At 65.0% G+C, this 14,535-nt stretch carries 16 protein-coding genes; 15 read left to right on the plus strand and 1 reads right to left on the minus strand.

Features of this window, described 5'->3' with window-relative positions:
* The 15 genes from VI078_17955 to cas2 all read left to right on the plus strand — a co-directional run.
* Positions 1-1,739: ATP-dependent RecD-like DNA helicase (locus tag VI078_17955; GenBank protein ID HEY6001173.1), on the plus strand; the 1,739-nt coding region annotated here is incomplete at its 5' end.
* A 4-nt stretch (positions 1,740-1,743) separates the two neighbouring features.
* Positions 1,744-2,145: a hypothetical protein gene (locus VI078_17960; GenBank protein ID HEY6001174.1), complete on the plus strand. Its 402-nt coding sequence runs from the start codon at positions 1,744-1,746 to the stop codon at positions 2,143-2,145.
* Complete coding sequence (locus tag VI078_17965; protein ID HEY6001175.1) at positions 2,142-3,656, plus strand: ATP-binding protein; 1,515 nt, start codon at positions 2,142-2,144, stop codon at positions 3,654-3,656. Before VI078_17960 ends, VI078_17965 begins: the two co-directional genes overlap by 4 nt.
* Before the next feature lie 85 nt (positions 3,657-3,741).
* Positions 3,742-4,251, plus strand: coding sequence for a nucleotidyl transferase AbiEii/AbiGii toxin family protein (locus VI078_17970; GenBank protein HEY6001176.1), 510 nt, complete (start codon positions 3,742-3,744; stop codon positions 4,249-4,251).
* On the plus strand, positions 4,238-4,435 hold the full coding sequence (locus VI078_17975; protein ID HEY6001177.1) for a hypothetical protein: 198 nt from the start codon (positions 4,238-4,240) through the stop codon (positions 4,433-4,435). The genes VI078_17970 and VI078_17975 overlap by 14 nt, the downstream gene beginning before the upstream one ends.
* A 34-nt stretch (positions 4,436-4,469) precedes the next feature.
* Positions 4,470-5,438: a transcriptional regulator gene (locus tag VI078_17980; protein HEY6001178.1), complete on the plus strand. Its 969-nt coding sequence runs from the start codon at positions 4,470-4,472 to the stop codon at positions 5,436-5,438.
* A 128-nt stretch (positions 5,439-5,566) separates the two neighbouring features.
* Positions 5,567-6,154 (plus strand): type I-MYXAN CRISPR-associated protein Cas6/Cmx6, encoded by a 588-nt coding sequence (gene cas6, locus VI078_17985; protein HEY6001179.1) that lies wholly within the window; start codon positions 5,567-5,569, stop codon positions 6,152-6,154.
* Positions 6,151-8,394 carry a CRISPR-associated helicase Cas3' gene (gene cas3 / locus VI078_17990; GenBank protein ID HEY6001180.1) on the plus strand — a complete coding sequence of 748 codons (2,244 nt, stop codon included), beginning with the start codon at positions 6,151-6,153 and terminating at the stop codon, positions 8,392-8,394. The genes cas6 and cas3 overlap by 4 nt, the downstream gene beginning before the upstream one ends.
* Positions 8,360-9,886, plus strand: coding sequence for a type I-MYXAN CRISPR-associated Cas8a1/Cmx1 (cas8a1, locus tag VI078_17995; GenBank protein ID HEY6001181.1), 1,527 nt, complete (start codon positions 8,360-8,362; stop codon positions 9,884-9,886). The genes cas3 and cas8a1 overlap by 35 nt, the downstream gene beginning before the upstream one ends.
* Entirely contained in the window at positions 9,883-10,767 is an 885-nt protein-coding gene (gene cas7i / locus VI078_18000) for a type I-B CRISPR-associated protein Cas7/Cst2/DevR (protein HEY6001182.1), read from the plus strand. Before cas8a1 ends, cas7i begins: the two co-directional genes overlap by 4 nt.
* A gap of 10 nt (positions 10,768-10,777) precedes the next feature.
* Positions 10,778-11,428: a type I-MYXAN CRISPR-associated protein Cas5/Cmx5/DevS gene (gene cas5, locus VI078_18005; protein ID HEY6001183.1), complete on the plus strand. Its 651-nt coding sequence runs from the start codon at positions 10,778-10,780 to the stop codon at positions 11,426-11,428.
* 55 nt (positions 11,429-11,483) lie between these two features.
* Positions 11,484-11,753, plus strand: coding sequence for a hypothetical protein (locus VI078_18010; GenBank protein HEY6001184.1), 270 nt, complete (start codon positions 11,484-11,486; stop codon positions 11,751-11,753).
* Positions 11,754-11,757: 4 nt separating this feature from the next.
* Complete coding sequence (locus VI078_18015; GenBank protein HEY6001185.1) at positions 11,758-11,988, plus strand: type II toxin-antitoxin system HicA family toxin; 231 nt, start codon at positions 11,758-11,760, stop codon at positions 11,986-11,988.
* Between the two features lie 28 nt (positions 11,989-12,016).
* Positions 12,017-13,762, plus strand: a complete 1,746-nt coding sequence (gene cas1, locus VI078_18020) for a type I-MYXAN CRISPR-associated endonuclease Cas1 (GenBank protein HEY6001186.1) — start codon at positions 12,017-12,019, stop codon at positions 13,760-13,762.
* Entirely contained in the window at positions 13,762-14,055 is a 294-nt protein-coding gene (gene cas2, locus VI078_18025) for a CRISPR-associated endonuclease Cas2 (GenBank protein ID HEY6001187.1), read from the plus strand. The genes cas1 and cas2 overlap by 1 nt, the downstream gene beginning before the upstream one ends.
* A 276-nt stretch (positions 14,056-14,331) precedes the next feature.
* Here the strand turns inward: cas2 and VI078_18030 are convergent.
* A partial coding sequence (locus tag VI078_18030) for a hypothetical protein (GenBank protein ID HEY6001188.1) occupies positions 14,332-14,535 on the minus strand: 204 nt, incomplete at its 5' end.

Below are 14,535 nucleotides of genomic sequence, written 5' to 3' on the forward strand. Positions count from 1 at the left end.
GCGACGCCGCGATCGCCGTGGTGCGCGAGAACCCCTACCAGCTCGCCGAGGAGGTCTTCGGCATCGGCTTCAAGACCGCCGACACCATCGCCCGCTCGCTGGGGCTGCCAGCCGACGCGCCGCGGCGGCTCGAGGCGGGGCTCGTGCACGCGCTGACCGAGGCGGCCGACGGCGGCGGCAACGTCTACCTGCCGCGCGGGGAGCTGGTGGCGCGCACCGCGGAGTTGCTGGGCGTCGCGCCCGAGCCTCTCGAGCACGCGGTGGACGAACTGGACCGGCGGGGGTTGGTGCGCGCGGAGCCGCTGCCCGGGAACGAGGACGGCGGGGCGCCCGCGCAGCCGGTGTATCTGGCGCGCCTGTTCGCCGCCGAGACCGCGGCCGCGGGGCTGCTGGCGGCGGTGCTCGCCGCGGGGGAGTCGGCGGCGCGCCTCGACGTCGAGCGCGAGCTGGAGCGCTTCGAGGCCGAGTGGGGCCTGGCGCTCGCCGGCCCGCAACGCGAGGCCGTGCGCCGCGCCCTCGGCGGGCACGCGCTGGTGATCACCGGCGGGCCCGGCACCGGCAAGACGACGATCATCAACGCGATCGTGCGCATCCTCGAGCGCGCCGGCGAGCGCGTCCTGCTCTGCGCGCCCACCGGCCGCGCCGCCAAGCGCATGGAGGAGGCCACGGGCCGCCCGGCGCGGACGATCCACCGGCTGCTCGAGTACAACCCGCGCAAGGGCGAGTTCGAGCGCCACGGCGGGCGCCGGCTGGAGGCGGACCTGATCGTCGTCGACGAGGCGTCGATGGTCGACCTGCCGCTGTTCGCGCAGCTGCTCAAGGCGGTGCCGCCCGGCTGCCGCCTGATCCTCGTCGGCGACGTCGACCAGCTTCCGTCCGTCGGGCCGGGCAACGTGCTGCGGGACCTGATCCGCTCGGGCGCGATCGAGACCGTCGCGCTCACCGAGATCTTCCGGCAGGCCAGCGCGAGCCTGATCGTCGTCAACGCGCACCGCGTCAACGGCGGGCGGCTGCCGCAGGGGGCCGGGTCGCCGGAGGCGGCCCCGCCCGCCCACGGCTCCGCCGCAGCGGCGCGCCCCGCGGACGGCGACCTGCTCGCGGGCGACGCCGACTTCTTCTTCCTGCCGCGCGAGGAGCCGGAGGAGATCCTCGCGGCGGTCAAGCGCCTGGTCGCGGTCGAGGTCCCGCGGCGGCTCGGGCTCGACCCCTTCGAGGCGGTCCAGGTGCTGACCCCCATGCACAAGGGCCTGCTCGGCTCGCTGAGCCTGAATGCCGAGCTGCAGGCGCTGCTCAACCCGCGGGGCGAGCAGGTCGGGCGCGCGGGGCGCATCTTCCGCGCCGGCGACAAGGTGATGCAGATCCGCAACAACTACGAGCTGGAGGTCTTCAACGGGGACCTCGGGCGGATCACCGAGGCGGACCCCGAGGCGCAGGAGGTGACGGTGCTCTTCGAGGGCCGCCCCGTCATCTACTCCTACGCCGACCTCGACGAGCTGGTGCTCGGCTACGCCTGCTCCATCCACAAGTCGCAGGGCAGCGAGTACCCGGCGGTCGTCATCCCGCTGCACACGCAGCACTACGTCCTGCTCCAGCGCAACCTGCTGTACACCGGCATCACGCGCGGGCGGCGGCTGGTGGTGGTCGTCGGCAGCCGCAAGGCGGCGGCGATCGCGGTGCGCAACAACCGGGTGCGCGAGCGGCACTCGCGGCTGGCCGAGCGCCTCGTCGGGGGGATGTGACCGCATGAGCACGGACATCACCGCGGCGCGCATCGCCGACTTCCTCGGCCAGGGCCTGCTCGACGTCCTCGCCGACCTCTTCCGCGCCGAGCCGGGCAACTACGCGCTGCTCGGCGAGCTGCTCGCGAGCCCGGAGATCGGCGTGCGCATCGGCGCGTCAGCGCTGATCGAGGAGCTGGCCGCGAGCGACCCCGCGCACCGCCCGCTGGCGGCGGCCGCGCTCGCGCCGCTGCTGCGCGATGCCGACCCGGTGCGCCGGGGCGACGCCGCGTACCTGCTGGGCTTCGCCGGCGGCGCGAGCGAACTGCCGGCGCTGGACGAGCTGGCGGCGGGGGACGCGAACGCCGACGTGCGGGAGGCGGCGGCGGAGGCCGCGGCGAAGATCCGCGCGCGGGAGGGGCGATGAAGCATCCCGACTCGATCCGGGTCACCGTCGACAAGAGCCACATCACGGTCCTCGGCGAGAAGCTCTACGCCGAGAGCATCGAGCTGATCCGCGAACTGGTGAACAACGCGTTCGACGCCGACGCCGCGGAGGTGCGCGTCGAAGTCACGCCGGAGCGCATCGTCGTCGCGGACGACGGCAGCGGCATGGACTACGACGGCCTGGTGCAGTACTTCAACATCGGCTCGCCCGGCAAGCGCCTCCAGAGCCGCTCGCCGCGGTTCCACCGCGTGCGCATCGGGCAGTTCGGCATCGGCAAGTTCTCGTCGCTGACGGTGGCGCGGCGCTTCGAGGTGCTGACGCGGTGCGGCAGCTTTGTCGCGCGCGTGGTCTTCGACAAGGAGGCCTGGGAGGCCGACCGCGAGAGCTGGAACCTGCCGCTCGAGATCCTCGTCGCGGACGCACGCGCGGCCGACGGGACGACCGTCACCCTGAGCGGCCTCACCCGCTCCTTCGATCCGGCCGAGGTCGAGCAGCGTCTGGTCAGCGGCACGCCGCTGCGCGCCGAGCACTTCCGCGTCGTGCTCAACGAGCACCCGGTGACCCCGCGCAGCCTCACGGGCGCGCGCCTGCCGGTGCTCGAGGGCACGCCGTTCGGGACGATCCACGGCGAGGTCGTCATCGTGCCGGCGAGCGTCGCCGATCCGAAGGACGTCGGCATCGAGGTCCGCGTCAAGGGCGTCATGGTGCGCCGGGACCTCTTCGGGCTGGAGGCGGCCGGCCCGGACGCGATGCGTGTGCGCGGCGAGGTGAACGCCGACTTCCTGCCGGTGACCTCCGACCGCAGCGGCTTCATCCTCGACTCGCCGGAGTACGGCGCCTTCCGCGAAGCGATGAGGCGGGTGGCCCGCGAGATCAGTCGCGCCCTCGTGAAGACCTCGGCGGTGCGCGAGAGCCGCCGCTCCGGCCGCGCCGTCAAGGAGGTCCTCCAGCGCATCCACGGGGCGCTGGCGCGCAACCCCGAGTTCTCGCCCTTCGGGCCGATCCCCTACGGCGAGCGCCAGCCGGGGCTCGGCGGCGCGGCGGTGACCGGGGGCGCGGGCGGCGGGACGCCGGCGCCGGAGGAGATCGCGCCGCCCGGGGAAGGGGCGCCGCCGAAACCGCCCAAGCCGGAGAAGCCCCCGAAGAAGAAGCGCGCCAACCCGCTGCTCAAGCGCCTCACGCCGGATGCCGTCGTCAAGCGCATGCGCTTCGGCAGGCGGGCCGTGACCTGCGTCATCGACCACTTCGGCGCCGGCGGCCCGGAGGTCTTCAGCGAGGAGAACGCGATCTACCTCAACGCCGACCACCCGCTCTTCGTGCGCGAGTCCGACGCGCCGCGGGCCTTCGTGATGTACGTGGCGCGCCTCTTCGCCCAGGAGATCGCCCTGATGCAGGACCCGCGCAACCCGCGCAAGGCCTTCGACCTGCAGAGCCGCATCCTGCGGGAGGCGTTCCGCGAGGAGGCGGGAGCCGAAGACTCGGGAGGGTAGCGGCCTAGGGCGGGAGCAGCCACCCTTCGCGCCGGCGCGTTCCCCCGCGTTTACATGCGCGCCGTCGGCCGCTAGAGTAGGGCCGGTGAAGCTCAAGAGCGTCAGAGCGATCGCACGGTCCCTGCAGAAGGCCGACGTCCGCTGCCTGTTCGCTGGCGGGATTGCGGTCGTCGCGCACGGCTACGGGCGCATGACCTTCGACGTCGACGTCGTGCTGCAGCTCGAGCCGGAGAACATCCAACGCGGGTTCCGGGCCCTCGCGCGACTCGGCTACTCGCCGCGCGTGCCGGTGACGGCGGAGCAGTTCGCCGATGCCGCGGTGCGGGAGGGGTGGGTCCGGGAGAAGGGAATGCGGGTGCTGAACCTGTTCAGCGACCGGCACCGCGAGACCCCGATCGACATCTTCGTCGAGGAGCCGTTTGACTTCGACAAGGCGTTTGCCGCGGCGCGCTGCGAGGAGATCGAGCCCGGCGTCACCATGCGCTTCGTCGACCGTCGGCGCCTGATCGCGATGAAGAAACGGGCGGGCCGGCCCAAAGACCTCGATGACATCGAGCACCTGCGCCGCCTCCAGCAGGACCATGGGCGTCGCTGACCGCTGGCGGATCCCGCCCGAGGCCTCCGACTGGGAGTGCACCTGGGCGGCGGACGAACTCTTCCACCTGCGCTATTTCCTCGCCCTCACCCTGCCGGAGAAGATCCGGGCGGTGGAGCAGATGGAGCAGGTGGCCGCGGCGCTCGGCGACCGCCGGCGCGACCGGAGGACTGCGAAGAAGTAACGTCTGGGCATTGTGCCCCGCGGGAGGGCAAGAGATGGATCTTGCCGACCGGGTGTTCAAGCTCCACGAAACGCTGCGTACGTCGCGCGCGGCGGTTTCACGCGCCCAGCTCCAGGAACGGCTCGAGTGCTCGCGCGCGACCGTGGCGCGGGTCATCGGCCAGCTCCGCGACTTCTTCGGGGCCCCGATCGAGTACGACCGCCGCGCCGGCGGCTACCACTACGCCCCCGCCGAAGAGGGCCCCTGGGAGCTGCCCGGCCTCTGGTTCAACGCCTCCGAGCTGCACGCCCTGCTCGCCGCGCACCAGCTGCTGGCGAACGCGCAGCCCGGCCTGCTCGAGGGCGACCTGGCGCCGCTGCGCGGCCGCATCGAGCGGCTCCTCCAGGCCAGGGGCATCGGCGGCGGCGACGTCGCCCGCCGGGTCCGCATCCTGCGCATGGCGGCGCGGCGGACGGACCCGGAGCACTTCCGCGCCGTCGCCGGCGCGGTGCTCTCGCGCAAGCGCCTGCGCCTCCTCTACCACGGCCGCGCCCGCGACGCCCAGACCCAACGCGTCGTCTCGCCGCAGCGGCTCACGCACTACCGTGACAACTGGTACCTCGACGCGTGGGACCACGAGCGTAAAGCGCTGCGCTCCTTCTCGGTGGACCGCATCCGCGCGGCGCGCCCGCTGGCGCAGGCCGCGCGGGAGATCCCGGACGCGCGCCTCGACGAGTACTTCGCCACCGCCTACGGCATCTTCGCGGGGCGGCCGCGCAACACGGCGGTGCTGCGCTTCACGCCGGAGGCCGCGCGGTGGGTCGCCGACGAGGCCTGGCACCCCGCGCAGCAGGGGCGCTTCGACGGGGACGGCTGCTACATCCTCGAGATCCCGTACGCCGACGCCCGCGAGCTGGTGCGGGACATCCTGCGGCACGGCCCGGAGGTAACGGTCGTCGCGCCGTCGACGCTGCGAGAGCAGGTGGCGGCGCGGCTGCGGGAGGCGCTGGCAAGGTACGGGTGAGGGGGCGGGGCGCGGGGCCGCACTCTCCGTTGCGGCGGGCTCACGGAATGAGCCTGCAAGGTAGTATGATCACCTTCGTTCCGGCGGCTGGGCTTGCTCTTGGACCATAAGGTAACGGAGGGGCCTTGATGTCCGACGATCCGAAGGTCGATCTGGTCTTTCTGGTGGTGGGGCAGCGGATTCCCGTGGATCATGGGTACGCTCTTTATGCCGCCGTGAGCAGGATGCTCCCCGAGCTGCACGAGGCCCAGGACATCGCGCTTGATCTCGTGCGTGGCAGATACATCGGGGCGGGCCTGCTCGACATTACGCCGAGAACAGAACTCGTCGTCCGCCTTCCATCGAGCAGGATCTCGACAGTTCTTGCTTTGGCTGGGAAGAAGCTTGACATCCTAGGGCACGCGGTGGGGATCGGGGTGCCGACCACGCGCGCGCTGGTTCTGTCATCGGCCCTCTACGCACACCTTGTGACGACGCGCAATGGAAACGACCAAGTCCGTTTCGAGAAGGAAATCCATCATCAGGCCGACGCGCTTGGTGTCAAGGGCAAACTGACCGTCGGGGAGAGGCGCACCTTCGGCGTGCACGGCAAGCAGGTTGTCGGTTACTCCGTCCTCGCTTCCGAATTGACCGCCGAAGAGTCGATCACACTCCAGGAGAACGGCCTCGGTGGCCGGCGGAAGATGGGGTGCGGGTTCTTCAGAAAGCGCGAATGAAGTTCAAGCATCTTCTGGCCAAGTCGGCGAAAGACCCGAAGGCTCCGCCCACGGAAGCAACATTGGTGGGACACACCGAGCGTGTCCTCGACAGTGCCGAGGTATTTGGCGACATTCTGTTGCCAGACATGGAAAGGCTTCTGGGAGAGGCGACCTCTGCCCGCCAATGGTGCGAGGCATTCCGCTGGGCTGCCTGGCTCCATGACCTTGGGAAGGCCAACGACCACTTTCAAAGAATGGCTCGGGACCGGGGCTTCCGGCAGGGCGTTCGCCATGAAGCCCTAAGTTTGATTGCTGCCCAAGATCTGCTCCTCCCTTGGCTGACCCGACGATGGGTGGACTACCCGCCTTGGTTCTCGGCCGCAATCCTGGCTGCTGTGAGCGGTCACCACCTGAAGTTCCCGGACCGAAAGCGAAGACTCGGCACGGAGGTCTGCTTTCTAGGTTCCCATCCGGACATGGTCGCGTACCTGGACGTCGGCGTCCGCCGTCTCGGCCTAGACGACCCGCCGACGTTAGAGGATTACCCTTTCTCGCTGGCGTGCTTCGGTGGTGTAGAGACACGTGTCTCGTCTATCCGGAGATCCTTGGACTCTGAGGAACTCAGACAGCGAAGAGTCTTCGTTGCCTGTCTCAAGGCCGGGCTTCTCTGTGCAGATACAGCTGGATCGGCCGTGCCGGCGGAGAAGCTGCTCCCCGAGTGGTTGCGTGACCGCCTCGCGGTGACGCTCACCCACAAAGGGCTGGAGGACGTGGTGCAACAACGCCTTCAAGGTCGTTCACCGCGCCCCTTCCAGGCGGCGGTTCGCGAAGCCTCGGCAAACACCGTTCTGCTTACTGCTGGTTGTGGCTCAGGGAAGACCGCGGCAGCTTACCTTTGGGCTTCGGAGCGTGCCCGGGAGAAAAGGTTGTTCGTCTGCTATCCCACAACCGGGACGGCGTCCGAGGGCTTCGCCGGCTACCTACAAGATCCGGATTTTGAGGCCGTCCTTATCCACTCACGGGCTCGGGTGGACTACTGCCTACTCGAAAACATGCCGGACGAAACGGAGTCCGTCGGAGAACTCCGGGCTTTGCAGATGGAGGCCGTGGAGACCTGGCCAATTCCTGCTGCGGTTTGCACTGCGCACACGGTTCTCGGATTGCTGCAGAATGTTCGCAGAGGAATCTACGCATGGCCCTCGATCATGAGGGCTGCTTTCGTGTTTGACGAGGTTCACGCATACTCGCCTAAACTCTTCCGGCACCTCTTGGAGTTTCTCAAGACCTTTCCGTCCGTTCCCGTGCTTCTCATGACGGCGACCCTCCCCGGAGGCCGGCGCAAAGCAATCGAGTCCGTTTGTTCCGACCGAGGGGGGCTCGCGGAGGTCTACGGGGCACCGGAACGGGAAGGTGCAAAGCGGTACTCCTTGCACCGGGTTGATGACGAAGGCGCTTGGGAGACTGCCTTTCGAAGTGTGAGCAGGGGAGAAAAGGTCCTCTGGATCTGTAATACGGTGGCAGGGGCAATCGCGGTGGCGCGGAGGGGTGTCGGAGCCGGTCTCCACGTCGAACCCTTCCACAGTCGCTACCGTTATCGTGATCGACTGACGCGCCAGAGACGCGTGGTAGACGGATTCCAGCCGTGTGGCGATGGCATGCTTGCTGTCACCACCCAAGTGGCCGAAGTGTCGCTGGACCTTTCGGCGGACGTGCTGGTCTCGGAGTTAGCGCCGATCCCTTCCCTGATCCAGAGGCTCGGCAGGTTGAACCGGCACGAAGATGTGCCGCTAGCACCTAGGCCGGCCTTCTTCCTCAAACCTGCGAATGGTCTCCCGTACGCAAAGAAGAAGGACGAGCCCGAATACTGGGAAGCCATCGAGGCCTGGTTGGCCCAAGTTGCGGACGGCGCCTCCCGATCGCAGCGAGAACTGGCCGATGCGTTCATTCGCCTGCCTGAGCAGTCGGTGGACGACCAAGCCGCCTTCCGCTTTCACTGGCTCGATGATCCGTGGCTGTCCGAGGCGAACAGAGAATCGTTGACGGAGCCGGGGTACACCATTGAAGTGGTGCGCGAGGAGGACCAGGGAGCGCGGTCGTTAGCCGAAGTGGCTATTCCGATGCCAATTCCGAAGGGGCGTGCTTGGGAGACGTGGGCTTCTCAGGGACGTTATCTCATCGCTCCGAGCGGCACCATCAACTATGATCCTGTGTGGGGAGCATCGTATGGCCGAACAGAGCTTGACCCTCTCGTTATTTGACCCGGGCATGACCCCCCTTCATCGGGTGGGCTTGGCCGGGCTCTATATGACACTTGAGAAGCTCGATCCAAAGAAGTACGAAAAGCTAGGCTCGTGGGAGCTCGAGCCGTCGCGAGTACATCTCAGATGGAACGGGAAGCCGGCCGCGTTCATTGGGGACTTGCTTGAGGATGCCTTCGGGATCGGAGAAGGGGGAGTGATTGAGTTCGCTGCGCATCGCGGCCACCCCATGGGACAAGCGCAGCGGTTCCTCGTTCATTCTGCGATCTTGGGCACTTTTCTTCAACATCCGCTCGTGAAGGGAGTTGAAGGGCCGGTAGCAGTCTCTCTTGATCTTGAAGACAGACAAGTTCTACACAGCCACAGACCGGCCACTTGGTATTCAAACCAGAAAAGCAAGATTCTGTTCACTCGTGCCGGAGATTTCCGGTCGGCAATCGAGCTGGCTGGATGGATTCTCCCAGGCGGAGGGGTTCGTCATAACGAGTATGCGAAGGAGACGAAGGTAACGGAGAGGCCAGAGCTCCTTCTCGCGCTTCTCTTTGCTCCGGCCGCCAGCCTGTACTTTCTCATTTCGCGAAAGGGTAGCGATGGGAAGTATGACCGGAGGTTCTCAGCGGCAGTTGTATTGCCGGAGGTTGTGGAACTCAGGAATTACGCGAAAGCATTTTCCCGCTATCTCGACGCGCCAGCGGAACGGCTGCATGCAAGCGGCCTTGGTGACGCGGGCCTCCTGGGGCTCGCTTCCCTCCAGCTCTATCGGCCAAGTGGCATGATCCAGGCCCTAACCGTAGATTCCTGCACTGTAATTTCAATGGGAACAGTGGGGTGGTCCCGGCAAAAGACCCGGACAGCGGTCGCACATGTCCGGGACGTGGACTTGGTAAGACTCAATCTCTTTGCCATCGCTCTAAGCCAGATAGGCAATCGACTCCTGCTTAAGAAGTCCGGGGGCTACTGGGTTGCCACAAGCCTTAGTCGAGGTCTGATCGCGGACAACATCGCAGCGGGACGATCATGGTTTGACGGCTTCTTTGCACTCATGCAGAGCCAAGAGCTGGCAGGGCTCCTCTCATTCGAAAGAAAGGGGTTGAACAACATGGTTCAGCAGGCGCCGTGGCCCAGGCAAGAAGACAAGTTGTTCGTTGAGGCGGTGCACAATGCGCTGCGGAATCGTTACGGTGCTTTGGCTGCTCGAGCCAAGACACAAGGGAACGCACCACAATTCAAGAGAGAATTCGAGAGGATTCGAACTTCTCTCATGAGGGCGAAGAACAGGGATACCCTCCGGGCTGAGGTCGCCGATCTCTTTGCCCGGGGTGGAATCAATAGGGTACTGCAGGGAGATTGGGAGAAGATCCTTGGGCTATTCGGGGGGGGCGAATGGCAACGCGCCCGCGACCTAGCGCTGCTGGGTCTCGCTTCATACGCGGGCAAGGGTGTCGAAGAGGTGGAATCAGGCGAAGCTGAAGGCGAGGAGGACGAGGCATGAGTCTCCATGTGTTCGGGGCCATAGTGACGGGATATGGCTGCGCCGCCAACAACCGGGGTGAAACCGAAGGAAACATCACCACGCTCCAAAAACTCTTATGGCAAGGTCAGGTACATACAACCGTGTCAGCCGAGGCTATCCGGTGGGCTTTGCGATACTACTGGCAACGATCTGGGAAACCGGTGAACTGGACGTGGAATGACGAGAAGGATGATCACACGTGGCAGGACCCGAAATGGAAAGGGTGGGCGAGCGAGAAAGGGGACACGTTTACCGACGACGACGTTCTCGGTTTTATGAAGGCGGAAGGCGGCAAGACCGAGGGAGAAAAGGGCACTACGACGAAACGCAGAGGGGTTCTTGAGATTGCCCGCGCAGTTTCGACTACGCCCTTTTCCGGCGACATCACTTTCAATGCAAAGAGCGGCGAAAAGGACAGGACTTCGCTCTATGGCACTGAGATCCATGCGACCCGGTATCAATATGGATTCGCGATGACCCCGGAACGTCTGCGCGTCAAGAGCCGCTGCCTCGACGTACTGAACGGGTTAGTGAGTCTTGGCGAGGTGGCAGGCAATCACAGCCGGTTCCTTTTCGACTTCTCGCCGGATTCCATAGTGTTGCGGGTTACCCAGGATCCCGCTCCACGTATTCTCTACTGCTTCTCGGAGTGCGAGGGTGTAGTTGCTGTTCCCGAACTTCTTCGCCGGACGATGGCCGCCGACATCCAAGCGACTGAGCTTTACATCGGGGGACCGATCGCCCAGGATTCTGACGTCAAGAAGATCGGAGCACATGTCTTCTCTGGGGTGAAGGGGGCTGTTGAGGCAGCAACGAAGAAGATCGCTGAAGAACTCAAGCTCCCCAAGGGCAAAGCGTAAGGCTAGCTCGATGAGTTCGCATGCGCCGATAAGTTTGCGAGTCACCATCCCGGTCTGTGGCTTCCGTAAGGGATACGCGAGGGAGTTTCTTGAAACCGAGGAGGTGCCGCCGCCCTCAACGGTGTACGGCTTCCTCCTCTCTCTGGTTGGAGAGGAGGACCGTCGCGCGTATCTCGGCACACAATTGGCCTGCGCTATCGTACAGGCGCCGCAGGTATCGACGGTCCTGCGTACCGTTTGGCGAGTAAAGTCCCTCAAAGACAAAGCGGGTAATCCGCAGTTGCCCGGAGTTGGCTCGAACCGACGTCCCGATTTTCAGGAGATCTTGACGGGTCTAGAGCTTGTCATCTGGGTGCTGGATGGGCCACTGGCCGATCGGCTGAGACGCGCATCTTCGTCTCCGGCGGATATCGAACGCTTTGGGGGCTTGAGCCTGGGTGAGAGCCGAGACCTAGTGAATGACATCTGGTGGGCTTCGGATCTGACAGGGATCAAGTGCCAGTGGGTCACGCGGGACCCTCAGGGCGACCTGCCGCTGCCGGTATGGGTGGACCACGTAGGGTCCATAGGTACAATATGGGCGCAATTCACACTTGTTGCAGGTATGGCGATTGCCCCGAGGGAAGGAGCCCCCCAGTGGATTACGATTCGGGAAGGGTAGCGGTAGGCTACAATCTCGGTAGTCATTGACCAGCATGCGATAAGAGGAGAGCCTAATGCAGCTCGACTACACCGTCCAAATCTGGCGTGAGGGAGACCAATTCGTCGCGCACGCTCTGCCGCTCGATGTGATGAGTTCCGGGGGGACGGTGGAGGAGGCCCGCAACGCCCTCGACGAGGCCGTAAGGCTCTTTCTGGGCACCGCGACCGAAACCGGAACACTGGAGTCGGTCCTCGAAGAAGCAGGATATGAGCGTCGGGGAGATCGATGGGAGAGCCCGACGTGGATCTCGATCGAGAAACATTCGGTGGCGATGGCGGGTTGATCGCATGCCGCGGATCGTCCCCGCGCACTGGAAGATCCTCGAGAAAGTCTTTCTGCTTGCAGGCTTTCGGTTCGTCCGCCAGGAGGGCAGCCACCGTTCGTACGTCAAGGAGGGTGTAATCCGCCCCGTGGTCATCCCCACCTACGATGAAGTGCCCGTCTCCATCATCCGCAACAACTTGAAGACCGCCGGCATCAGCCGGGACGAATACTTCGCTCTTCTCGGGCAGGGGTGATCACACCCGCCCGACAGGCTGACGTGCTGTGACCGCGGACGCCGAATTCGAAGACGCCTTCCGCTCCAACGCCCACGCGGAGAAGACGACCGACGAGCCGTTGATCCGCGTGATGGCTCTCCATGCGCTTGCCTACTGTGAGCGGCTCTTCTATCTCGAGGAGGTGGAAGGGATCCGGGTCGCCGACCACAACGTCTTCGCCGGCCGGCGCCTTCACGACCAGATCGACAAGGGCCCGGATATCTATCAGCTTGAACTGGGAAGTGAGCGCCTTGGCATCCGTGGCAAGCTCGATGTCGCGAAGCGGGAGGGCGGCCGCCTCGTCGTCATCGAGCACAAGAAGGGCAAGTCAAAGGGAGGCACCGAGGCCTGGCCGAGCGATCGTCTCCAGACGTTGGCCTACGCGTTGCTTCTCTCCGAGCACCGCGGTGAAGTCATTTCAGAGGCATTCGTCCGTTACCATGCAGACAAGAAGACCATCACCATTCCGGTAGATCCCGCGGCCGCCGCACAGGAAGTTGGGGCGGCGGTCAATCGCGCAAAGGAGTTGCGCGCTACACTTCAGCGGCCGCCGGTGACGGCGTCCGAGCACCTCTGCCGCACCTGCTCTCTTGCGCCCGTGTGTCTGCCTGAGGAGGAACGCTTCGCCGAGGACGAAGGAGAGACGCCACAGCGGCTCTTCCCTCCGGATGAGAGCCGGCGCATCGTGCACATAGTCGAGCAGGGGGCTTCAGTTTCGAAGGTAGGCGAGCAACTCGTCATCTGGGTGCCGGACGGCTCGAAGAAGCCTCTGCCGGGTCTCACGGTTTCAACTCTGGTTCTCCATGGCAACGTGCAGATCAGCACGCAGGCGATCCACTTCTGCGCCGCTAATGGGATAGGCGTGCACTGGCTTTCCTATGGCGGGAACTATGTGGGGGCCGTGACCCCAGGCGCCGGCGGCGTGCAACGGCGCGCGCGACAGTTCCGTGCGCTCGACGACTTCGATCTTCGCGTCCGGCTCTCCGCAAGGATTGCCCAAGCCAAGGTTGAGAATCAGGTCCGTTACCTGCTGCGCACTACCCGTGGTGGAGAAGCGGACGCGCGTCACCCCGAGTTCGAGACCGGCGTCGCGCGGATGAGAAACTGTCTCGGCCAGATCGGACACATCGCCGACAGCCCGGTGGCTGGCAATCCTGATGTCAGAATCGAGACCGAGGAGGCGGCGACCGAAATCGCGGGCAAGCTGCGTGGTTACGAGGGGTTGGCAGGCCGAGAGTACTTTGCCCTGCTTCCCCATGTCCTCGATGTGGTCGATGGGGATCTGCTGTTCTTCAAAGGACGGAACCGGCGCCCGCCGAAAGACCCGTTCAACGCGTTGCTTTCGTTCGGGTACGCGCTTCTCTATCGCGACTGTGTGGCCGCCGTCATAGCCGTGGGGTTAGAGCCGGCGCTCGGCATCATGCATACACCGCGCTCGACCGCTTACCCACTGGCACTCGATCTCATGGAGCTCTTCAGGCTCATCATCTGGGACATCGCGCTTGTTGGTTCTGTCAACCGCAAGCAGTGGACCAAGGAAGACTTCGACGTCACGGCCGGACAGGTCTGGCTCAATGCGGACGGCCGGCGCAAGGCGATCGGGTTGTACGAGGCAAGGAAGCAGGAGAAGTGGAAGCACCCGGTCCTCGAATACTCCTTGAGCTACGCACGCACTATCGAGCTGGAGGCGCGGCTCCTGGAAAAGGAGTGGTCGGGCCAGCCGTCGGTGTTTGCGAAGCTGAGGCTGCGCTGATGGGTGACGAGAAACATTGGCACCTGCTCTGTTACGACATCCGGGAGCCGAAGCGCTGGGCCAAGGTGTACAAGATCCTCAAGGGACGGGGAGAACGGATACAACTCTCGGTGTTTCGTCTACAGATGACCCGGGTCCAGAACGAGGAACTGAGGTGGAAGCTTGGGAAGGTGATGGACAAGGAGGACAGCCTCTTGATCCTTCGCCTTTGCCCCGGCTGTGCCCAACGCATTGTCGATACCGAGGGCGATGAGAAGTGGAAGAAGCCGACGCCGACGTTCGATGTGATCTGATCACGGATCCTGGGAACATGAATGTCTTGTTGATCTTCGGAAGTCGCAAGCGATTGAAAAACCAGTGGATGGCCCACGCAACGGCTTGTCATGGTGCTTGAAGCGTTGATTGGGCAGTGATTACAATGGTATGGATTGCTGGGGGTGCGTGGCCGGGCTGTGAACTGGCGTCGCCCCGACGGTCCTTGAAAATTGGGCTCTGGAACGGCGGAAAAGACAGCACTTCCGAACTATAATCCGCCGGGATCTTCGATGCCGAAAGGCGTTGAGCACCGCTTACCCACCATTTCCGAGAACAGCGCCATCGTCCGCCGGGATCTTCGATGCCGAAAGGCGTTGAGCACTCCAAATCCCCGCCGTAGCACCCTCAGAAAACCGGCCGCCGGGATCTTCGATGCCGAAAGGCGTTGAGCACCGATCGCCCGGAATCAGCCCGGTACCGATCGCCTCCGCCGGGATCTTCGATGCCGAAAGGCGTTG

The sequence above is a fragment of the bacterium genome (genome assembly GCA_036524115.1).
Taxonomy (GTDB): Bacteria; JAUVQV01; JAUVQV01; order JAUVQV01; family DATDCY01; genus DATDCY01.

Coding starts and splice junctions, on each gene's coding strand:
- cas2 (HEY6001187.1), top strand. CDS start 13,762: ATGGGTGACGAGAAACATTGGCACCTGCTCTGTTACGACATCCGGGAG.
- cas3 (HEY6001180.1), top strand. CDS start 6,151: ATGAAGTTCAAGCATCTTCTGGCCAAGTCGGCGAAAGACCCGAAGGCT.
- cas5 (HEY6001183.1), top strand. CDS start 10,778: ATGAGTTCGCATGCGCCGATAAGTTTGCGAGTCACCATCCCGGTCTGT.
- VI078_17975 (HEY6001177.1), top strand. CDS start 4,238: ATGGGCGTCGCTGACCGCTGGCGGATCCCGCCCGAGGCCTCCGACTGG.
- cas6 (HEY6001179.1), top strand. CDS start 5,567: ATGTCCGACGATCCGAAGGTCGATCTGGTCTTTCTGGTGGTGGGGCAG.
- VI078_17965 (HEY6001175.1), top strand. CDS start 2,142: ATGAAGCATCCCGACTCGATCCGGGTCACCGTCGACAAGAGCCACATC.
- cas7i (HEY6001182.1), top strand. CDS start 9,883: ATGAGTCTCCATGTGTTCGGGGCCATAGTGACGGGATATGGCTGCGCC.
- VI078_17960 (HEY6001174.1), top strand. CDS start 1,744: ATGAGCACGGACATCACCGCGGCGCGCATCGCCGACTTCCTCGGCCAG.
- VI078_17980 (HEY6001178.1), top strand. CDS start 4,470: ATGGATCTTGCCGACCGGGTGTTCAAGCTCCACGAAACGCTGCGTACG.
- VI078_18010 (HEY6001184.1), top strand. CDS start 11,484: ATGCAGCTCGACTACACCGTCCAAATCTGGCGTGAGGGAGACCAATTC.
- VI078_18015 (HEY6001185.1), top strand. CDS start 11,758: ATGCCGCGGATCGTCCCCGCGCACTGGAAGATCCTCGAGAAAGTCTTT.
- cas8a1 (HEY6001181.1), top strand. CDS start 8,360: ATGGCCGAACAGAGCTTGACCCTCTCGTTATTTGACCCGGGCATGACC.